Below are 20,561 nucleotides of genomic sequence, written 5' to 3'. Positions count from 1 at the left end.
TGGCTTCCTTACCTATCTATCTCACCAAATACGATGTCTTGCGTGCCAATAATAGTCACCGCATCTGCAATCATATGTCCTCTAGCCATTTCATCTAATGCTGCAAGATGTGGGAATCCTGGGGCACGAATCTTTAATCGATAAGGTTTATTCGCACCGTCAGAGATTGCATAGATGCCAAACTCACCCTTAGGATGTTCAACCGCAGCATAAGCTTGTCCCATTGGTACGTGCAAACCTTCAGTCGCCAATTTAAAATGATGAATCAATTCTTCCATATTTGATTTCATATCCACTCTGCTAGGAGGGGCAACCTTATGATTATCAGAAATCACCGGGCCTGGATTAGCTCTTAACCATGAAATACATTGTTTGATGATGTTATTTGACTGACGCATTTCTTCCACGCGAACTAGATAACGATCATAGCTATCCCCATTTACACCGACTGGAATATCAAAATTCAGTTTGTCATAAACTTCATAAGGCTGTTTTTTTCTTAAGTCCCACTCAATTCCCGAGCCCCGTAACATCGGCCCTGTAAAGCCTAATTGAAGTGCGCGCTCAGGAGAAACAACACCAATACCAACTAGCCGTTGTTTCCAAATACGGTTATCGGTTAAGAGCGTTTCATATTCATCAACGTAACCAGGGAATCGGTTCGTAAAATCTTCTATAAAATCCAACAAAGAACCGGTTCTGTTCTCATTTAATTTTTTCATTGCCTTTTCACCGCGAATTTTATTTGCAGTGTATTGAGGCATCTCATCCGGTAAATCTCTATAAACCCCACCAGGACGGTAGTAAGCAGCATGCATTCTTGCGCCAGATACTGCTTCATACATATCAAACAAATCTTCGCGCTCTCTAAAAGCATAAAGGAATACGGCCATTGCACCAACATCCAGACCGTGACAACCAATCCATAAAAGGTGATTTAACAAACGAGTAATCTCGTCAAACATCACGCGAATATATTGAGCTCTGATCGGAACATCTACTTGGAGGAGTTTTTCAATCGCCATGACATAGGCATGTTCATTGCTCATCATGGAAACGTAATCTAAACGATCCATATAGGGCAAATTTTGAATCCAAGTCCTAGATTCAGCTAATTTTTCTGTTGCTCGATGTAATAAGCCAATGTGTGGATCAGCTCTTTGAATCACTTCGCCATCTAACTCAAGCACTAAGCGTAAAACACCATGTGCGGCTGGATGTTGAGGACCAAAATTGAGGGTGTAGTTTTTAATTTCAGCCATTTATTTCACCCCATAACTTTCTTCACGAATAACTCGTGGCGTTAATTCTCTTGGCTCAATCGTGACCGGTTGATAAATAACTCGCTTTTGCTCAGGATCATAGCGCATTTCAACTTGACCAGACACAGGAAAATCTTTTCTAAATGGATGTCCAATGAAACCGTAGTCCGTCAAGATTCTCCGTAAATCGTCGTGACCCTCGAAAATAATTCCGAAAAAATCAAAGGCTTCTCGTTCATACCAATTTGCTGAATTCCAAATAGAGGTAATACTTTCAATCACTGGGAAGTCATCATTAGGAACAAAGGTTCTGAGCCTTAAGCGCCAATTATTTTTAACCGACAGTAAATGCGAGACCACTGCAAATCTTAACCCTGACCATGTTCCGTCTGCATAGTCTTGATAATCAACACCACATAGGTCAATAAGTTGCTCAAAGCCAAGATCTGAAATTTCTTTAAGTTTTTGAGCACTTGAATAATATTGCTCGGCAGGTACAGTAACCGTTAATTCATTCAGACGGATTTCAATCTGTACTTCGGTGCCTAGGTGCTTAGTGACAAGTTGATTTAGTAAATTTAAATTTTCATTCATAAACAGTTACTCAAGCTTTTCTAGCGATGGTTGAGGTGCGTCTAATTTTTGCTTGCAACTGAATGATTCCATACATTAAAGCTTCAGCAGTTGGCGGGCAACCTGGAACGTAAATGTCTACGGGCACAATACGGTCGCACCCTCTTACAACTGAATAAGAGTAGTGATAATATCCACCGCCATTGGCACAAGAACCCATCGACAAAACCCAACGTGGTTCAGGCATCTGATCATAGACCTTGCGTAAAGCTGGAGCCATTTTGTTACATAAAGTTCCAGCAACAATCATTAAATCTGACTGGCGTGGGGATGGTCTAAAGACCACTCCGAAACGATCTAAATCATATCGTGCAGCACCCGCATGCATCATTTCTACAGCACAACAGGCAAGACCAAAGGTCATTGGCCATAAAGAGCCTGTGCGCGTCCAGTTGATTAACTTGTCAGCTGAAGTAGTGACAAATCCTTCTTTAAGTAATCCTTCTAGTGCCATAAGTTTTAGTACCTTGAACTATTCCCAGTCAAGAGCACCCTTTTTCCAAATATAGACAAAACCGACGATAAACTCCAATAAGAATACGATCATTGATGCGTATCCAGCCCAGCCAATCTCCTTGAGAGCAACTCCCCAGGGAAATAAAAATGCGGTTTCAAGGTCAAATAAGATAAAAAGAATCGCGACTAAATAATATCGGACGTCAAATTTCATTCGAGCATCTTCAAAAGCATCAAATCCACACTCATATGGTGATAACTTTTCTGGCTCAGGGTTCGAAGGTCCTAAAATTTTTCCTAAAAACATTGGTACAACACCGACCCCAATGCCTACTAGAATAAATAAAAGAACGGGTAAGTAGCTAGCTGTGTTCAATTTAATTCCTCGTAAATAAATAACAACGAGATTATTTTTATAATCATGTAATTGTAGAACAAGTTTGATTACAACGAACAAAAAATAGCACCATTGCTGACTAATTTATGATGCTTCCCTTTTGATCGGAGCATAATTGCTTTTTTACTATCAGATTTAATATTTCAGTTAAAGATAAGAATAAATCCCATGCAAAATCAGATCATTAAACCTTTTTTCGCTTTACTTGCTTTGCTTTTTTTAATGCCACTTAGCAATGCTTATGCAAAACAGCCCTCTGGAAATGGCATCCTATTAAATCAAGGAAATTTTTCAATCTATGAAGGCTCTGTCATTGAAATCAATCCTCAGGCCAGAGAATTAACTCTTAAAAGTATAGATGGCTTAACTGTTTTCAAGGCGCCGCAAGATATGAAAAATTTTGACCGAATCCAAATAAAAGATGAAGTCAAAGTAACACTCGAAGTTTCTGTAACAATAGAAAAATTACCTAAAAGCAGTTCTATACGATCAAAAACTCTTGATACTTCACAGACTATTAACCCTGATACCGCAAAACCTGGAAAGGTTATTTCTAGAAAAATGAGTATTGAATCGCAAATTTTGTCAAAAAATCGTGAAGAACGTTATGTAGTGATTAAAAACCTCAATTATGAAGACGAGAAAATTCAAATCACGAGATCTAGTTTCTTTAAGCAATTAAAAGTTGGCGACACCATTAAAGTTTCTTATGATGACCGCATGAAAGCCATTGTTTCTTCTCGGCAGATCAACTAAATATAGGCGTAAAAAAAGAGTTCGAAAGAACTCTTTAGTATGTTGATGGTGCCGTCGGCGAGACTCGAACTCGCACAGCCGTAAGCCACTACCCCCTCAAGATAGCGTGTCTACCAATTCCACCACGACGGCATTTTTTTGTTACAAATTTAATCCACTATTTTAGCTTTTTCTTCTCAGCAAAGCAAAATAATATTTAATTTTATTACTTTGGAACTGAGGAAGAGTTTTTTTCAGCTTCCTTAGGTGCCTCAACAGACTTCACTTCCTCTTTGTCTGAAGGTGCCACAATTCCAGGCTTCGATAAAACGCCGGCATCTTGGGGCTTGTTATTACCTATGTAACTAATCATTAAAGTGGTAATGAAAAATACAGCCGCTAAAATTCCAGTAGTTCTAGACAAAAAATTTGATGAGCCTGTTGCGCCGAAAATACTGCCAGATGCACCAGAACCAAAAGCCGCACCCATATCAGCGCCCTTACCTTGCTGAATTAATACCAGCCCTATAACTCCGACTGCAGCAATAATTTGCACAATCATTAGAATCGATTTCATCCACTCCATATATTCCTACTTTCCTATTTACTATTTAAACTAGATAAACAAATTGCTAAAAACTCTGAGGATAACAAAGATGCTCCTCCTACTAATAATCCATCAATATCAGGCATCTCGAGGAGAATTGGAGCATTAGCTGCTTTAACACTTCCACCATAAATAACTGATATTTTTTGTGCCGATAATTCGCTATATTCTCTTAACACGCCACGAATAAATTCATGGACTTCCTGTGCTTGCTCAACCTTTGCAGTAAGACCCGTACCAATCGCCCAAATAGGCTCATAGGCTATTACTACCTGAGAAATATCATCCTCTAAACACTCCATCACACTTTGAATTTGTCTTTGAATGACCGCATTCATTTTGCCAGACTCTCGTTCTTCGAGAGTTTCGCCAACACAAATAATCGGTATTAAACCGCAAGCTAGTGCTGCTTTAGCTTTTAGGGCGACTAGTTCATTCGACTCTTGATGACGAGCCCTTCTTTCAGAATGACCAACCAGTGTATATCTACAGCCGAGCTCTTTAAGCATTTGACCTGAAACTTCGCCAGTATATGCACCAAAGAAATGCTCGGATAGGTCTTGCCCACCCAACAAAAGGGGTATGTCACCCATTAAACCATTGAGTTGCTGTAAATAAATAGCAGGAGGGCACAAAATGATTTCATGATCATGGCTCTGAACTCCACCTAAACCAGCGGAGAGTTCAGAAATCATCATCTCATTAAATGCCCAATTGCCATTTAACTTCCAATTGGCAACAATTAACCTATTGCGCATGCGTTACCCTGATTACTGTTCCGAACTTGTTTGAGTTGGAACAACTTCAGGAGCAACTTCTACTTTTGATGCTTGTTGAGATACTGGGGGTACTGGTCCACCTTCTTCAGGAGTTAACGCTTTCATTGACAATTTCAAGCGACCTCTTTCATCAGCAGCAAGTAGTTTAACTTTAACAATCTGTCCTTCCTGCAAGAAATCCTTAACTTCCTTGACTCGTTCATGAGCGATTTCAGAAATATGTAACAAACCATCTTTACCTGGAAGAATATTAACTAACGCTCCAAACTCAAGAATTTTAACGACTGGACCTTCGTAGATTTTGCCGACTTCTGCTTCTGCAGTAATGCCTTCAATCATGCGCTTTGCTTCTTCCATACCGGTTGCGCTTGTAGAAGAAATTGTCACTGTGCCATCATCTTGAATATCGATGCCACAACCAGTTTCTTTGGTAATTCCTTGAATAGTTGCACCACCTTTACCAATCACTTCACGGATTTTGTCTGGATGAATTTTGATTGTAACCATACGTGGAGCATGCTCAGAAAGCTCTGTTCTGATAGTTGCCATAGATTCCTGCATCTTAGACAAAATGTGTAATCTACCTTCTTTAGCTTGCTCAAGAGCAACTTGCATAATTTCTTTAGTAATACCTTGAACTTTGATATCCATCTGAAGAGCCGTCACACCATTAGCTGTTCCTGCTACTTTAAAGTCCATGTCACCTAGGTGATCTTCATCTCCTAAGATATCCGTCAATACTGCAAAACGATTGCCATCTAAAATTAAGCCCATCGCTACACCTGCAACATGCGCCTTAACAGGGACGCCAGCATCCATTAGGGCTAAACATCCACCGCATACAGAAGCCATTGAAGAAGAACCATTGGATTCTGTAATTTCAGAGACTAAACGAATGCTGTAGGCAAATTCATCACTCTTCGGCAATACAGGAATTAAAGCCCGTTTTGCTAGGCGACCATGACCAATTTCACGGCGCTTTGGACTTCCCACACGGCCAGTTTCACCTGTTGCAAACGGAGGCATGTTGTAGTGGAACATAAAACGATCACGATACTCACCATCTAAGGCATCAATGATTTGCTCATCTCTAGCAGTCCCTAAAGTTGCAACAACTAAAGCCTGTGTTTCGCCACGAGTAAACAGTGCTGAACCATGCGTACGTGGTAAAACACCTGTTCTAATTTCAATCGGACGTACTGTTCTAGTATCACGCCCATCAATCCGTGGCTCACCGCTTAATACCTGGCTACGAACAATTTTTGACTCTAAAGCAAATAAAATATTGCCAACTGCTACTTCATCAACTTCTCCATCTTGTGCAAGTTGAGTCATTACAGTTGCTGTGACTTCTTTTAATTTAGTAGAACGAGCCTGCTTTTGACGAATCTGGTAAGCATCTCTCATTGGTTGCTCAGCAATCGTATTTACACGAGCAATCAACTCTTCATTTTTAGCCGCTGGCTTCCAATCCCATTCAGGTTTGCCTGCATCTTTAACTAATTCTAAAATTGCATTGATAGCAATTTGAGCTTGTTCATGACCATATACAACACCACCTAACATGATGGCCTCAGAAAGTTCGTGTGCTTCTGATTCCACCATAAGAACCGCAGTTTGTGTACCAGCAACGATTAAATCGAGTTGAGATTCAACTTGTTCACTACGCGTTGGGTTCAGTAAATACTCGCCATCTTTGTAGCCAACGCGAGCCGCGCCAAGAGGTCCATTGAAAGGGATACCAGAGACTGCTAAAGCAGCTGAGGCACCAATCAAAGAAACGATATCGGCAGGAACTTCAGGGTTGATCGACATGACGTGAATCACAATCTGAACTTCATTGTAAAAATCTTCTGGGAAGAGTGGGCGAATTGGGCGATCAATTAATCGTGAAGTTAATGTTTCGCCTTCAGAAGGACGACCTTCACGACGGAAAAAACCACCAGGTATTTTTCCAGCTGCATAAGTTTTTTCAACGTAATCGACTGTCAAAGGAAAGAAATCTTGACCAGGTTTTGCATTTTTAGCACCAACAACGGTTGCCAAAATTACCGTGTCATCCATATCCACTAATACTGCACCACCAGATTGGCGGGCAATTTCACCAGTTTCCATACGAACTGTGTGCTTACCCCATTGAAAACTTTTAGTAACTTTATTAAACATACTCATCTTTTTTTCTCCAATAAATATAGATGTATGAACACCATACAATCTACTGTCGCAGTAAAAGTGCCACGACATCACTAGAGCAGAACTACCGATTAGAAAAATATTAGAAAAGGGCATGCCATTCCATAGACTGTTTCAATCGAAACAATCTATGGAATGACACATACCCGATGATTTCCAAACTTTAGACTACTCAATCACTGCTATTTAACAACTAATAAAACAATAATGCCCGCTTTTAACTGCGGGCATATGAAGATTTACTTACGTAAACCTAATTTTTCAATCAAAGTACGGTAACGATCTAAATCCTTACCTTTCAAATAGTCCAACAAACGACGACGGCGTGAAACCATCTTCAACAAGCCACGACGGCTGTGGTGATCTTTTGCATTAGATTTGAAATGAGGAGTTAAATCATTGATACGAGCAGTCAACAAAGCTACTTGAACTTCTGGACTACCTGTGTCATTTTCAGCACGTGCGTGCTCTTTAACAATACCTGCTTTTGCTTCTGTATTTACAGCCATTTGTAACTCCTAACTTGCGAACACTGCAGCTTATCAACTAGATTAAGTAGAGAACCGCATCAAGTGTCGTGATTAATAAAACTAACCTAACAAAGGTTAGCCACTCATTATAACAACTTTAATGCTTTATTTCAGTAAAATTTCTTCGAGTACTTCCTTATGGCGCCATTTGGGCATTTAACTTTTCCTGCGAAGGGTCATATAAGCGATTCAATGCTGCTAAATAAGCCTTTGCTGAAGCCGCTACAATATCTGGATCAGTGCCAACACCATTCACTACCCTACCCCCTTTAGATAAACGCACGGTAACTTCCCCCTGTGACTGAGTGCCGGTTGTAATGGCATTCACCGAGTAAATTAACAAGTCAGTACCACTTTTTGCTTGTAGTTCAATCGCATTGAAGGTGGCGTCTACTGGACCATTGCCATGTGCTTCAGTTACATGCTCTTGGCCAGCATGTTTCAAAATAATTTTTGCAAAAGGCTGTTCACCCGTTTCTGATTTTTGAGATAGAGAAATAAATTGATAAAAATCTTCATCTAAATCTTGTTCTGCGGATGAAACAATCGACATAATATCTTCGTCAAAAATTTCAGCTTTTTGATCAGCCAAAACCTTGAATCTGGCAAATGCTTCGTTCACATCGGCTTCAGACTCCATACTGACGCCAAGCTCTTGCAAACGCTGCTTGAAGGCATTTCTTCCAGAAAGTTTACCTAAAACAATCTTATTTGCACTCCAACCCACATCTTCAGCACGCATAATTTCATAAGTGTCACGAGCTTTCAACACGCCGTCTTGATGAATCCCCGATGCATGTGCAAAAGCATTTGCTCCAACAACCGCTTTATTAGGTTGAACCACAAATCCTGTAATTTGAGAAACCAATTTTGAGCAAGCCACAATTTGACTAATATCAGTACCAACCGATAAATTGAAGTAATCTTTCCTCGTCTTGATCGCCATGACCACTTCCTCTAAAGAGGTATTGCCGGCGCGTTCACCCAAACCATTGATGGTGCACTCAATTTGCCTTGCGCCACCAATGTGAACGCCAGCCAATGAATTAGCTACAGCCAAGCCAAGGTCATTATGGCAATGCACAGACCAAATAGCCTTATCAGAATTTGGTATTTTATTCCGTAAATCCAATATAAATTGACCATAAAGTTCTGGAATTGCATAACCCACTGTGTCAGGCACATTAATTGTAGTAGCCCCTTCTTTAATCACAGCTTCAAGAACTTGATACAAAAACTCTGGGTCAGATCGATAACCGTCTTCTGGAGAAAACTCAATATCATCAGTAAAGTTACGAGCAAAGCGAATGGACTGTATCGCTTGTTCGAGTACTTGCTCCCTAGTCATACGTAACTTCATCTTCATATGTAATTCACTAGTAGCTAAAAAAACGTGAATTCTCTTTGAGTTTGCTGCAGCAATCGCTTCCGCTGCTTTAGCAATATCTTTATCGTTTGCTCGAGCTAAAGAACAAATCGTCGAATCTTTTACAGCTAATGAGACGGCCTTAATTGCCTCAAAGTCCCCAGGCGAACTAGCCGCAAATCCTGCTTCAATCACATCTACTTTTAATCGTTCTAACTGCCTAGCAATGCGAACTTTTTCTTCTTTTGTCATCGATGCACCAGGGGACTGCTCACCATCGCGCAAGGTAGTATCAAATATGATTAATTTTTCAGTTGCTGATTGATTCATAAAATTTCCCTCAAAATTTCAACTACAAAATAAAAACCCCAGCTATTAGCTGGGGTTTGTGATTGTTATTTGCTTATATTTGTTACTCAAGCGTATTCTCACGAACCCCAAATGCGTGGTCCAGTTCTAAAAGCTTTAGTAATAATAATGCAAAAATATTCGTATTCATGGGTTTATCATACACCTAATTAAAAGAGATGTCATTTGTGATAATTTAAGTAATGCTTGATGATTTGTTTTTATTGTTTCTCAAGAACAACCAAATCCACCTTATATAACCGGACAATGCATAAATCACAAATAAACAAAACAATATGAGTGGTGGGTCACTTGAAATAAGCACAAAAGCCAAAATCACCAATAACATAACACCAAAGGGTACCTTATATTTAATATCTAAAGCTTTGCCACTGTAGAAAGTAACATTTGAAACCATCGTGGTTCCAGCGTAAATAGTAAGGAAAAACATAGTCCATGGAATCGCATAAGAATTTACTGGCAATTTATTATCCTCAGCTAACCAAACGAATCCGGCAATGATCGACGCCGCTGCTGGGCTAGGTAACCCTTGGAAAAAACGCTTATCGACGACATTGGTAGAAATATTGAACCGAGCCAAGCGCAATGCCGCCCCGGCACAATAAACAAAAGCTGCTAACCATCCCCATCTGCCAAGTCCCTTTAGTGCCCATTCATAGGCTACTAGCGCTGGTGCAACTCCAAATGAAACCATATCAGCTAAGGAATCATATTGCTCACCAAACGCGCTTTGAGTGTTGGTCATTCTAGCAACACGACCATCCATACCATCTAATACTAATGAACAGAAAATGGCAATAGCTGCCATTTCCCATTTTTGATTCATTGCTTGAACAATAGAAAAAAATCCAAAAAACAATGCTGCAGTAGTAAATGCATTTGGCAACAGATAAATTGCCTTACTTCTCGGTCTTACTGTGAAATAGTCCTCTACATCGGGGTTAGATGTTGGTTCAGTTTCTAAATTTTGTTGTTTTTGACGACTACGACTAAAGATGCGTGGGCGAACATGCTTCGCTTTTTTTGTCTTTTTGGATGAATAGGGCATCAGTCTAAGTTTGGAATAATTGCTAGTAATGAGGAAGTAGCAGAAACCTTATCTCCCACGGCGACTAAAGGTTCAGCATCCAAAGGTAAATACACATCAACCCTCGACCCGAAGCGAATGAAGCCATAACGCTCACCTTTTTTTACAACATCACCTACCCTTGCATAGCAAAGAATTCTACGTGCAATTAAACCTGCAACTTGTACAAGAGTAATGGTATGCCTTGCCGTATTAATGACGATAGCATTACGTTCATTTTCCAAGGATGCCTTATCAAAATCAGCATTCAAGAATTTACCGGGAAAATACTCGATTTTTGAGATACGTCCATTTACTGCGATGCGATTTGAATGCACATTAAATACATTCATAAAAATACTAATCTTTAACGCTGGTCTCTGCGCATAAGGATCTTCAGTTTTTTCAACAATAATGACCCGACCATCAGCTGGAGCTAAAACTGCATTTTCAGCAATGGGCAACAAACGTGGCGGGTCACGAAAAAACTGTAATACAAAAAGGAAAATAATCCAAAATGGCCATGCATAGACCATCCCTGCAAAATATGTGACTAAAAGGACTACTAGACCGGTGCCGATTAAAAATGGCCAGCCTTCTTTTGCGATGAGGGGATGGTTATATGTCATGGATTATTAGAGTTTTCCTAGTTTAGTTCTTTGATTGATCAACTAATTTGTTCTTGGCAATCCAAGGCATCATTGCGCGAAGTTTACTTCCAACTTGCTCAATTTGATGCTCTGCATTTAAACGACGGCGTGAGATCAAAGTTGGAGCACCAGCACGGTTTTCCAAAATGAAGCTCTTCGCGTATTCACCAGTTTGAATGTCTTTTAATACATCACGCATTACTTGTTTAGTTTCATCAGTAACAATTCTTGGACCTGTTACATATTCACCATATTCAGCATTGTTAGAAATTGAGTAGTTCATGTTGGCGATACCACCTTCATAAATCAAATCAACGATCAATTTCAATTCATGCAAACATTCAAAGTATGCCATTTCTGGTGCGTATCCAGCTTCAACTAAAGTCTCAAAGCCAGCTTTAATCAGTTCTACTGCACCACCACATAAAACAGCCTGTTCACCAAACAAATCCGTTTCTGTTTCTTCGCGGAAGTTTGTTTCAATAATACCAGCGCGTCCACCACCATTGGCAGTAGCATAAGAGAGAGCGATATCTCTAGCAGCGCCAGATTTATCTTGATAAACAGCGATCAAATGAGGCACACCACCACCTTGTGAATAGGTTCCACGAACAGTATGGCCAGGTGCTTTTGGTGCAATCATGATCACGTCGATATCTGTTCTAGGAATTACTTGACCGTAATGTACGTTAAAACCATGAGCGAAAGCTAAAGCAGCGCCCGGTTTAATGTTGTCAGCAACTTCATTTTTATAAACTTCGGCAATCTGTTCGTCAGGCAATAACATCATCACGATATCAGCACCTTTAACAGCTTCAGCAACTTCTTTAACATTCAAGCCTGCGTTTACAGCTTTATTCCATGAAGCACCACCTTTACGGAGTCCAACGGTAATATTTACACCAGACTCATGTAAGTTTAATGAGTGTGCATGACCTTGTGAACCATAACCAATAATGGTTACTTGCTTGCCTTTAACTAGGGATAAATCCGCGTCTTTATCGTAAAAAACTTTCATAAAAATTCCTATCAATATTTGTTTTAATAATTAACTACAACTAAAGATTACCAATCGATTAGACTCGTAAAATTCTTTCACCACGACCAATTCCTGAGGCACCTGTTCTGACCGTTTCTAAGATAGCAGATTTATCCAGAGCTTCAATAAATGCGTCTAATTTAGATGAATCACCAGTTAGCTCAATCGTGTAACTCTTATCAGTTACATCAATGACTCGACCTCTGAAAATATCAGCAGTTCGTTTCATTTCTTCACGCTCTTTACCAACAGCACGCACCTTAATTAACATTAATTCACGTTCAATATGAGAGCCCTCGCTAAGGTCATAAACTTTTACGACCTCAACAAGACGGTTAAGATGCTTAGTAATCTGTTCAATTACTTCATCTGAACCGGTTGTGACGATTGTCATCCTAGACAAAGAAGCATCCTCTGTAGGAGCAACAGTCAAACTTTCGATGTTATAACCTCTGGCAGAAAATAACCCTACTACCCTAGATAAGGCTCCAGGTTCATTTTCTAGGAGCACTGAAATAATATGTCTCATTCCTTATCCTCTCCACCAAGTAACATGTCCGTAATACCCTTACCCGCTTCAACCATTGGCCAAACATTTTCAGTTGGGTCTGTTTGAAAATCCATAAACACTGTTCTGTTTTTGAGTTTTAAGGCTTCTCTCAAAGCTCCTTCAACATCAGAGGATTTTTCAATTCTCATACCGACGTGACCATAAGCCTCAGCTAACTTTACAAAATCAGGCAAAGAATCCATGTATGAGTGGGAATAACGTTTGCTATAACTCAACTCTTGCCATTGGCGTACCATTCCCAAATAACGATTATTCAAGGAAATGATCTTGATAGGTGTTTCATATTGCAAGCAAGTAGACAGTTCCTGAATACACATCTGGATTGAACCTTCCCCAGTAATTGTGCACACTTCTTCATTAGGAAATGCTTTCTTGACACCCATCGCATATGGTAGACCAACACCCATAGTGCCTAAACCACCAGAGTTAATCCAACGACGTGGCTTGTTATATTTATAAAACTGCGCGGCCCACATTTGATGTTGACCAACATCTGAACAAATAAAGGCATCGCCATTGGTGAGTTTGCAAAGTGTTTCTACTACGTATTGAGGTTTAACAATCTCTGATTTTCGATCAAACTTTAAACAATCGACTTTACGCCATTCATTAATTTGACCCCACCAATTTTGCAAACTGTCCTTATTTTTATAACCACCCGATGCACGGATTTGGGCAATCATATCCACTAAGATTTCTTTTAAATTACCAACAATCGGCACATCAGCGCGAACTCTCTTTGAAATCACGGATGGATCAATATCAATATGAATCACTTTTCTTGGAACACTCATGAAGTGACCTGGATTACCAATCACACGATCATCAAATCTCGCACCAATGGCAATGACCACATCTGAATGTTGCATGGACATATTTGCTTCATATGTACCATGCATTCCGAGCATTCCCACAAATTGTGGATTGGTACCTGGAAAACCACCTAATCCCATCAATGTGTTGGTTACTGGGAAGCCTAATAACTCTGCAAACTCTTTTAACTCTTCAGAGGCATTGGCTAGAATCACACCACCACCTGAATAAATGTATGGTCTTTGAGCCTCAAGTAACATGCCAACAGCTTTTCTTATTTGTCCAGAATGACCACGAACTACTGGATTATAAGAGCGCATTTCTATCTCTTTTGGATAAACATAAGCCGCTTTTTGGAATGAAATATCTTTGGGTATATCAATGACTACTGGTCCTGGACGGCCAGTTCTAGCAATATGGAACGCTTTCTTAATGGTTAGTGCTAAGTCTTTAGCATCTTTAACCAAAAAGTTATGCTTTACGATTGGACGTGTAATACCAACTGTGTCACATTCTTGGAAAGCATCTTCACCAATCATGTGGGAAGGAACGTTTCCAGTAATTACTACGAGTGGTATGGAGTCCATGTAGGCTGTAGCAATACCAGTCACGGCATTGGTAACACCTGGCCCTGAAGTGACGAGTGCCACACCAACTTTTCCTGTGGCTCTGGCATATCCATCGGCAGCATGGACAGCGCCTTGTTCATGACGAACTAGGATATGTTCGAATTTATCTTGTTTGTGAATCTCATCATAAATATATAAGACAGATCCACCGGGATATCCCCAAACAAAATCGACCCCTTCTTCGGCTAAAGCACGAACGAGAATCTCTGCACCAATAATGACTGGGGCATTAGAAAGCTCTTCTTGGGTGGGGGTATTAATTGAATGAGAAGGTACTGCTTCGTTTATTGAATTCATTTTTTAAAAGTCCTTTGCAATTTTCGGCAAAAAATTGTTTGGTCTGCCCGTATTCATGCTTTTGACTTGACTTAGGGCGGCTAATGCTTGTTTGATTCCAATCCATCTTTTGAAAGGTTAGTACAAGCGGATCGTAAATTATATTACATTTCAATGTTTTTTATCTACAATTTTTCAAAATGCATACTAAAATCATGCTATGGCTTCAAAAAAAGAACTTTCTGATTTCCTAATTTCTAGCGAAAAGCGTGCCTTTAAACAGGTATTGTTTGCCGTTCGAGATGAAGAAGCTGCATTAGACATCATTCAAGATGCCATGATCAAGTTATCGGAAAGCTATGGGGATAGAAATATTAATGAATTACCCCCACTTTTTACAAGAATTGTGCAAAACTGTACAAAAGACTGGTTTCGTAGGCAAAAAGTAAGAAATACTTGGGTTACCCTCTTTTCAAAATTTGGGAAAAACAGCGACGGTGAAGACATTGATCCTGAAGAGTTTTTTGAAAATCCTGAGGATGCGCTTTTTGGACAAGAGTCTTCTAAACAGCTTGAAAGAATGGAACTTTCAACAATTTTAGAAAAAGAGATAGAAAAATTGCCAAAACGTCAACGCGAAGCCTTCCTCATGCGTTACTGGGAAGAGCTAGACATTTCTGAAACTGCCCAAATTATGGGAGTGTCGGAGGGAAGCGTGAAAACGCATTGTTCTAGAGCAAGTCAAAGTTTGGCTGCTGCACTAAAAAAATTGGGTATTAATTTCTAAAACGGGTAAATGTGAACATAATGAATACTACAAATCAAATACATTTAACTGACGAACACGCTAGTGGGTATCAGTCAGAAGAGTTAATTGTTGACCAGATTGGTAAAACAGTTGCCATTTCTCTCGATAGAGAACTCAAACATCTTTCTCCCCGAGTTTTGGCTCGACTAGAAAACTCACGAGCAATTGCGCTTTCAAAGCAGAAAAAAAGCTCTCAAGCCAGCTCTTCAAGTACTTTTGATTTACTAAATTTAAGATCCTCAGTTAATTGGATCGGCATGATCCTTGTAACAGCGATTGTTCTTTATTTCGTAGTCGATTGGCAATCTAACTCTAGAATTAGCGATATAGCTGATTTAGATACCGCCATCCTTAGTGATTCTGTGCCTCCAGATGCTTATGCGGACGAAGGATTTAGAGTATTCCTGAAAGAAATGATTCAACGCAAAGAGTCTGAAAAAGAACAAGCCGATATGAATAAAACGCCAGTAATGGTTGAAGATTCCGCTCATACGGTTGCTGTTAAAGATGCTAGTCAGAATCCTTGATGAAACTCATAGCACTAGAAAAACAAAATTTATTGCACCATCCAAAATCTTTAACATGGATTTTGGTCTCTCTTGTTTTGACAGTCGTCTCGGTTCATCAATCTCCATTACATGCTCAATCGCTCCCTTTAATTGGTGGTAGTAGCATTGCTAAAGCATCGAATTGGACAGACTTATCTACGGTACAAAAAGAAATACTCTCTTCCCTTGAGGAAGATTGGCCCAATTTAACTGTTGATCAAAGAGTTAAGTGGATTCAATTGGCGAATCGCTATGACAACTTAACAAATACCGAAAAAGAACGTCTCAAATCTAGAATGGCAGATTGGTCTAAATTACCCATCAATGAAAAGAGAATTGCAAGAGCTAATTATCTCAATTCGCTGGCCATTTCTAATGATCAGAAACTCGAAGCATGGGAGGCCTACCAACAACTCTCCGCAGAAGAAAAAAAAGAATTAGCGGAACACGCTCTTTCCAAAAAACAAAAAAAACCTTCTTTGGTTAACTCCCCCTCTCTAAAAACAAATTAATTGTTAATCTGAGATATCTTTTCAAGAATTCCCATTATGGATAATTTTTACCCTGCAGTAACAATTAAACGCCGTATTTATGTTGGTCTGTATGAGATGCTCATTTTATTGGGCGTATGGGCCCTTGGATATTTAGTTCCAACCCTATTATTGGGTATTCTTTTTAATATTCAACTGCCTAGTTGGCTAGCGTTTGGTATTGTCTATTTGTTATTTGGGGTATATTTTGTTTGGTACTGGAAAAACACTGGTCAAACTTTAGCAATGCAAACTTGGCATGTCAAACTGGTGGACTTAGAGGGGAACCTTTTAAGTAAAAATCAAGGATTGATCAGGTATGCCTTGAGTACGCTATGGTTAATTCCTACCGTCATCATTTACGGCGCTTTGAAGATGATATTGGGGCACTCTATAGGTAACTGGCCAACCATTGAATTGATGTTTTTTATGGCTTTGGTGTTTTGGCCGCTTACTTGTCTTTTTGACAAAGACCGGATCAATGGCAGACAATCTCTAGTTGATCGCCTTGCTAAAACCAAACTTATTCAGTTACCTAAAAATAAATAAGTTGTTCTGCATCAATGGCCTCCGTTCAGTTAACCGTTCATGTCAATTTGCCTGATTACGCATCCAATCAGCTGTCTCGTAAAAGGCTTTGAGTAATCGCTCCCATAGTGGTTCTGGCAAATCTAGATCAACCATCGCCTGCCCCATACAACGCAACCATTGATCTCGCATTTCTAGATTAATGGGAAATGGTAAGTGACGTGCGCGAAGTTTGGGGTGTCCATATTTTTCAATATATAAATTAGGTCCGCCAGTCCATCCCGATAAAAACATGGTCAGTTTTTCGCGAGAGGTGTCGAGTTGATTCGGGTGTAATTTTCTAAGCTCAGCAAATTGTGGATCCAGCTCCATCAAATCATAAAATTGATCCACTATTTCCTTGATCTTATGAAGCCCCCCAATTTCTTCAAACAAGGTTGGCACAGCAGGATTGGTTGATTCACTCATCTTTAAAAGCTTTGTAGAATTTTCACAGTAGAGACATTACTTATTTTGTACTTTAAGTATAAGCCGGAAACAAAACTACACACTACTCCCAAAACAATAGCTAATCCTATCAGCCAAAATGGATAGACCATGTCCGTTTCTAAAAAGTGTTTTACTAAAAACCATGCTGAAATTCCGGCAATATTACCACTTAAAAGGCCAGCCAAAATCCCAACCGAAATAAATTCGTAAAACCAAACTCTATTTAGATAGCTTTGATCTGCACCATAGGTTTTTAAAATAGCGGCTTCACGTAAACGTTTCGTTTGAACACCTAAAACTGAAATAAACAATACGATAAGTCCAGCAACTAAAGCAAAAATAAAGAGGGCCTGCACCGCATAAAATAATTGCCCTAGGAGTTGATTTACCTGGCCAATCGTTTGCTCTACATTAATGACGGACACATTAGGAAATTGCTCAACAATCTTGTCATCTACTCTCGTATTCGGTAATTGACGATAGGCGATGATCCAAGTTTGTGGTGAATCGGCCAGTAGTTGGGGTGGCATGATTGCAAAAAAATTCACCCTCATTGAATTCCAATCTAATTTTCTGACAGAGGTGATTGTCACATCATAATTTACTCCAACCACATCAAAACTAATTTGATCTCCCAACTTTAACCCAAGTGACTTCATAATCCCGGCTTCCATTGAAATCTCGTGAGGGTCGCCACTATTGCCAAACCATTTACCAGCAATAATAGAATTCTTGATGGGTAAATTTTGCGTATAGGATAGGTTGAATTCGCGATCAATTAATCGCTTCGCATTCTCATCACTAAAGCTTTCAGAGGTCACTGTATTTTGATTGACCTTCACCAATCTTCCCCGAACCATTGGATATAGGTCCCATCCTTGCCCGATACCAGCACCTTCTAGTTGTTGCACTAAATCAGTCTTTTGTTCTGGGGTGATATTCAAAATAAAACGATTGGGTGCTTCAGGAGAAATCGAAGATTGCCAAGTACTCAAGACATCCGTTCTAATGACCGTTAACAATAAAAGCGCTAACATGGCTATCGATAAGGAGGTGATCTGTACTACCGTAAATTGAGTTCCCCCGAACATCCTTTGACCAATAAATTTCAACCCTAAGGGGGCATCCTTTAGCCCCGCAATGAACTTGCCAATCCATTTAGAGATTACCCAAGAAAAAATGATCACTACCATGGCTCCAGCGATAAAACTTCCAAGTACTGCCAAGCTTAAGTAAATATTTTGGGAGATAACCATCAAGAGCACGGCATAACTTGCTAGACTAGCTGCGATACTGAGGAAAAACCACTTGGATTTCTTATGCTCCAATTGGCGAAGGGCCGTTATTGGAGAAATCATGGTTAATTCCAATAAAGAAGGTCCTGAAAAACCCAATAATAAAGTGAATGCCACTAAGAACGCCCAAATCACCGGTAAAAAGCTAGCTGGCATAATGTCTTGAGCAACCAATGACCCTACCCAATGCAACAATAGTTCATGTGTTAAATAGCCTGTACCGATACCGAGTAAGGTGGCGACCATTCCCATCGTAAGCAGTGGCTTCAGGTGGCTCACCAAAACTTGTCGGCGAGAGGCGCCAAAGCATCGCCAAACGGCTACACTGACAATATTTTTTTGAGCATATCGATGGGTTGATAATGCAATACCAACCGCAGCAATCATTGCAGTAAACAAAGCGGCAAGGGACATCATCCGATTGGCTTGTAGAATTGTTTTTCTTGCAATAGGTTGACCATTTTCTACACCCTCAATCTTTACGCCTCGCAGTTGTTGTTGAGAAATATGCTCTTTGGCCCACTCTTGAAATTGATCCACCTGCTTTTGCACACTTCTAAAGTCACTCGACTCCTGACCAGCTAATAATAAGCGGTAATTGGCTCGACTGCCTAAGCCTAACAATGCCGTCTGCGTCAAATCTTCGGCCCGGATCATTACTCGAGGCGAAAAATTCATAAATGCGGCACCTCGATCCATTTCTTTAAGAATAATATCGGTGATTTTGAACTCACTATTACCTAATTCAATCCTGTTTCCCACAGAAAGATCAAGTTGTTTGGCTAATTGTTCATCAATCCAAATTTCATTACTAGCCAATTTTTTAGAAGCGAATTTTAAGGTTAACTTTCCTCGCAAAGGATAGTTTTCAGTGACGGCCTTAAGTGAAACTAGTTTTGACTGATTTTCAAACCTTGCCATGGTTGGGAAAACAACCGTTGTAGCTGTTCTCAAACCCCGTTGTTTAGCCGTATTTTCAAATACAGGATTTAGCACTTGATCGCCACGAATTAACAAGTCAGCACCAATCAATTCGTGAGCATTTTTTTCAAAAGTCTGATCCAATCGATCCATCAAAAAAGTAACACTACTTAATGAGGCAATCGAAATCCAAAGCGCTAAACCCAGCCAAATTAATTCGCTAGTTAGGGCGTAACGTTTCAAAAAATAAATGAATCGATTCATACCAGAAGGCATCTAGAAACCAGAGAAACTCCCCCCGTCGATTCTGAGCGATGTCCCTGTTATGTAGGAAGCTTTTGCCGAGGCCAAGAATGTCACCGCATCGCCATATTCCGTGGGTGAGCCATAACGTCCCATCGGTATCGAAGCAATCATTCGGGTCGCAATCTCTTCAATCGTCTTACCCTCTTTCTGAGCTCTAAACTGATCAAGCTGCCCCAATCGCTCTGTTGCTACCCGACCTGGTAAAACAATATTTACGGTAATGCCATACTTAGCCACTTCGCTGGCTAAGGTTTTGGACCATCCCATAATGGAGGCCCTTAAGGTATTTGAAATAGCGAGTCCAGGAATGGGCGAAATCATACCAGAGCTAGTGCTCGTAATCACTCTACCCCAAGCATTTTTTTTCATACCAGGCAAAACTCTATCGGTAATTTTAATGACCATTAATACCATTTGTTGAAACTGAGTAAGCCATAAATCAGACGCTTGATTTTCTGCTGAAGTTGGTGGCGGTCCACCGGTATTGTTCACTAAAATATCAACCGTACCCCACTCTTTTTCAATCAGCGATATTTTTTCATCAATGGAATTAAGGTCAGACATATCCCAGGGTAAAACCATGACTTGCCCGCCCAATTGGCGAATTTCAGTAGCAGTATCTTCTAAGGCAGAAAGGGTTCTACCAGAAATTACCACTTTAGCACCCTCCCTTGCGAGTGAAATGGCGATTGCTCTTCCCAAACCTTTACTGGAAGCAAGCACTAAAGCGACTTTATTCTGAATACCTAAATCCACGCTGATCTC

The 20,561-nt window shown here is 40.0% G+C and carries 22 protein-coding genes and 1 tRNA gene; 5 read left to right on the top strand and 18 right to left on the bottom strand.

Annotated features, from left to right (window positions below):
• Positions 1-8: 8 nt before the first annotated feature.
• Genes B8983_RS07165 through B8983_RS07150 form a run of 4 tightly spaced genes read right to left on the bottom strand, consistent with a single transcriptional unit; the run spans position 9 to position 2,727 of the window.
• Entirely contained in the window at positions 9-1,262 is a 1,254-nt protein-coding gene (locus tag B8983_RS07165) for an NADH-quinone oxidoreductase subunit D (protein ID WP_084283456.1), read from the bottom strand.
• Positions 1,263-1,856, bottom strand: coding sequence for an NADH-quinone oxidoreductase subunit C (locus tag B8983_RS07160; RefSeq protein ID WP_084283455.1), 594 nt, complete (start codon positions 1,854-1,856; stop codon positions 1,263-1,265).
• Positions 1,857-1,866: 10 nt separating this feature from the next.
• Entirely contained in the window at positions 1,867-2,349 is a 483-nt protein-coding gene (locus tag B8983_RS07155; protein ID WP_084283454.1) for a NuoB/complex I 20 kDa subunit family protein, read from the bottom strand.
• A gap of 18 nt (positions 2,350-2,367) precedes the next feature.
• A complete protein-coding gene (locus tag B8983_RS07150; RefSeq protein ID WP_084283523.1) occupies positions 2,368-2,727 on the bottom strand; it encodes an NADH-quinone oxidoreductase subunit A in 360 nt (119 codons plus the stop codon).
• Positions 2,728-2,916: 189 nt separating this feature from the next.
• On the opposite strand from B8983_RS07150, the gene B8983_RS07145 reads away from it, so the two are divergent.
• A complete protein-coding gene (locus tag B8983_RS07145; protein ID WP_084283453.1) occupies positions 2,917-3,504 on the top strand; it encodes a hypothetical protein in 588 nt (195 codons plus the stop codon).
• A gap of 46 nt (positions 3,505-3,550) precedes the next feature.
• Here the strand turns inward: B8983_RS07145 and B8983_RS07140 are convergent.
• The 11 genes from B8983_RS07140 to B8983_RS07090 all read right to left on the bottom strand — a co-directional run bounded on the left by B8983_RS07140 (position 3,551) and on the right by B8983_RS07090 (position 14,392).
• Positions 3,551-3,636, bottom strand: a tRNA-Leu gene (locus tag B8983_RS07140).
• 73 nt (positions 3,637-3,709) lie between these two features.
• On the bottom strand, positions 3,710-4,069 hold the full coding sequence (gene secG / locus B8983_RS07135) for a preprotein translocase subunit SecG (protein WP_084283452.1): 360 nt from the start codon (positions 4,067-4,069) through the stop codon (positions 3,710-3,712).
• A 14-nt stretch (positions 4,070-4,083) separates the two neighbouring features.
• Positions 4,084-4,848, bottom strand: a complete 765-nt coding sequence (gene tpiA, locus B8983_RS07130; protein ID WP_084283451.1) for a triose-phosphate isomerase — start codon at positions 4,846-4,848, stop codon at positions 4,084-4,086.
• A 12-nt stretch (positions 4,849-4,860) separates the two neighbouring features.
• Complete coding sequence (gene pnp, locus B8983_RS07125) at positions 4,861-7,041, bottom strand: polyribonucleotide nucleotidyltransferase (RefSeq protein WP_084283450.1); 2,181 nt, start codon at positions 7,039-7,041, stop codon at positions 4,861-4,863.
• A gap of 260 nt (positions 7,042-7,301) precedes the next feature.
• Positions 7,302-7,571 (bottom strand): 30S ribosomal protein S15, encoded by a 270-nt coding sequence (rpsO, locus tag B8983_RS07120; protein WP_084283449.1) that lies wholly within the window; start codon positions 7,569-7,571, stop codon positions 7,302-7,304.
• 157 nt (positions 7,572-7,728) lie between these two features.
• Entirely contained in the window at positions 7,729-9,288 is a 1,560-nt protein-coding gene (locus B8983_RS07115) for a 2-isopropylmalate synthase (RefSeq protein ID WP_084283448.1), read from the bottom strand.
• Between the two features lie 214 nt (positions 9,289-9,502).
• Positions 9,503-10,375: a CDP-diacylglycerol--serine O-phosphatidyltransferase gene (gene pssA / locus B8983_RS07110; protein WP_084283447.1), complete on the bottom strand. Its 873-nt coding sequence runs from the start codon at positions 10,373-10,375 to the stop codon at positions 9,503-9,505.
• Entirely contained in the window at positions 10,375-11,022 is a 648-nt protein-coding gene (locus B8983_RS07105; RefSeq protein WP_084283446.1) for a phosphatidylserine decarboxylase, read from the bottom strand. The genes pssA and B8983_RS07105 overlap by 1 nt, the downstream gene beginning before the upstream one ends.
• A 22-nt stretch (positions 11,023-11,044) precedes the next feature.
• The gene (ilvC, locus tag B8983_RS07100) at positions 11,045-12,061 is read right to left on the bottom strand and encodes a ketol-acid reductoisomerase (RefSeq protein WP_084283445.1); all 1,017 of its coding nucleotides are present in this window, start codon (positions 12,059-12,061) and stop codon (positions 11,045-11,047) included.
• 58 nt (positions 12,062-12,119) lie between these two features.
• Complete coding sequence (gene ilvN / locus B8983_RS07095; protein ID WP_084283444.1) at positions 12,120-12,611, bottom strand: acetolactate synthase small subunit; 492 nt, start codon at positions 12,609-12,611, stop codon at positions 12,120-12,122.
• A complete protein-coding gene (locus tag B8983_RS07090) occupies positions 12,608-14,392 on the bottom strand; it encodes an acetolactate synthase 3 catalytic subunit (protein ID WP_084283443.1) in 1,785 nt (594 codons plus the stop codon). Before B8983_RS07090 ends, ilvN begins: the two co-directional genes overlap by 4 nt.
• Before the next feature lie 199 nt (positions 14,393-14,591).
• Here B8983_RS07090 and B8983_RS07085 point away from each other — a divergent pair, with 199 nt between their 5' ends.
• Genes B8983_RS07085 through B8983_RS07070 form a run of 4 tightly spaced genes read left to right on the top strand, consistent with a single transcriptional unit; the run spans position 14,592 to position 16,806 of the window.
• Entirely contained in the window at positions 14,592-15,158 is a 567-nt protein-coding gene (locus B8983_RS07085; protein ID WP_084283442.1) for an RNA polymerase sigma factor, read from the top strand.
• Between the two features lie 20 nt (positions 15,159-15,178).
• Positions 15,179-15,706, top strand: a complete 528-nt coding sequence (locus B8983_RS07080) for a DUF3619 family protein (RefSeq protein ID WP_084283441.1) — start codon at positions 15,179-15,181, stop codon at positions 15,704-15,706.
• Positions 15,706-16,239 carry a DUF3106 domain-containing protein gene (locus B8983_RS07075; protein ID WP_084283440.1) on the top strand — a complete coding sequence of 178 codons (534 nt, stop codon included), beginning with the start codon at positions 15,706-15,708 and terminating at the stop codon, positions 16,237-16,239. Before B8983_RS07080 ends, B8983_RS07075 begins: the two co-directional genes overlap by 1 nt.
• A gap of 36 nt (positions 16,240-16,275) precedes the next feature.
• On the top strand, positions 16,276-16,806 hold the full coding sequence (locus B8983_RS07070; RefSeq protein WP_084283439.1) for an RDD family protein: 531 nt from the start codon (positions 16,276-16,278) through the stop codon (positions 16,804-16,806).
• 42 nt (positions 16,807-16,848) lie between these two features.
• Here the strand turns inward: B8983_RS07070 and B8983_RS07065 are convergent, their stop codons facing one another.
• Genes B8983_RS07065 through B8983_RS07055 form a run of 3 tightly spaced genes read right to left on the bottom strand, consistent with a single transcriptional unit; the run spans position 16,849 to position 20,552 of the window.
• On the bottom strand, positions 16,849-17,253 hold the full coding sequence (locus B8983_RS07065; protein ID WP_084283438.1) for a group II truncated hemoglobin: 405 nt from the start codon (positions 17,251-17,253) through the stop codon (positions 16,849-16,851).
• 2 nt (positions 17,254-17,255) lie between these two features.
• Positions 17,256-19,754, bottom strand: a complete 2,499-nt coding sequence (locus B8983_RS07060) for an ABC transporter permease (RefSeq protein WP_159460843.1) — start codon at positions 19,752-19,754, stop codon at positions 17,256-17,258.
• 12 nt (positions 19,755-19,766) lie between these two features.
• Positions 19,767-20,552, bottom strand: a complete 786-nt coding sequence (locus B8983_RS07055; protein ID WP_084283436.1) for an SDR family oxidoreductase — start codon at positions 20,550-20,552, stop codon at positions 19,767-19,769.
• Positions 20,553-20,561 lie beyond the last annotated feature (9 nt).

This window comes from Polynucleobacter kasalickyi (genome assembly GCF_900176405.1).
Classification (GTDB): Bacteria; Pseudomonadota; Gammaproteobacteria; order Burkholderiales; family Burkholderiaceae; genus Polynucleobacter; species Polynucleobacter kasalickyi.
This window is presented reverse-complemented; position numbering and strand designations above follow the sequence as displayed.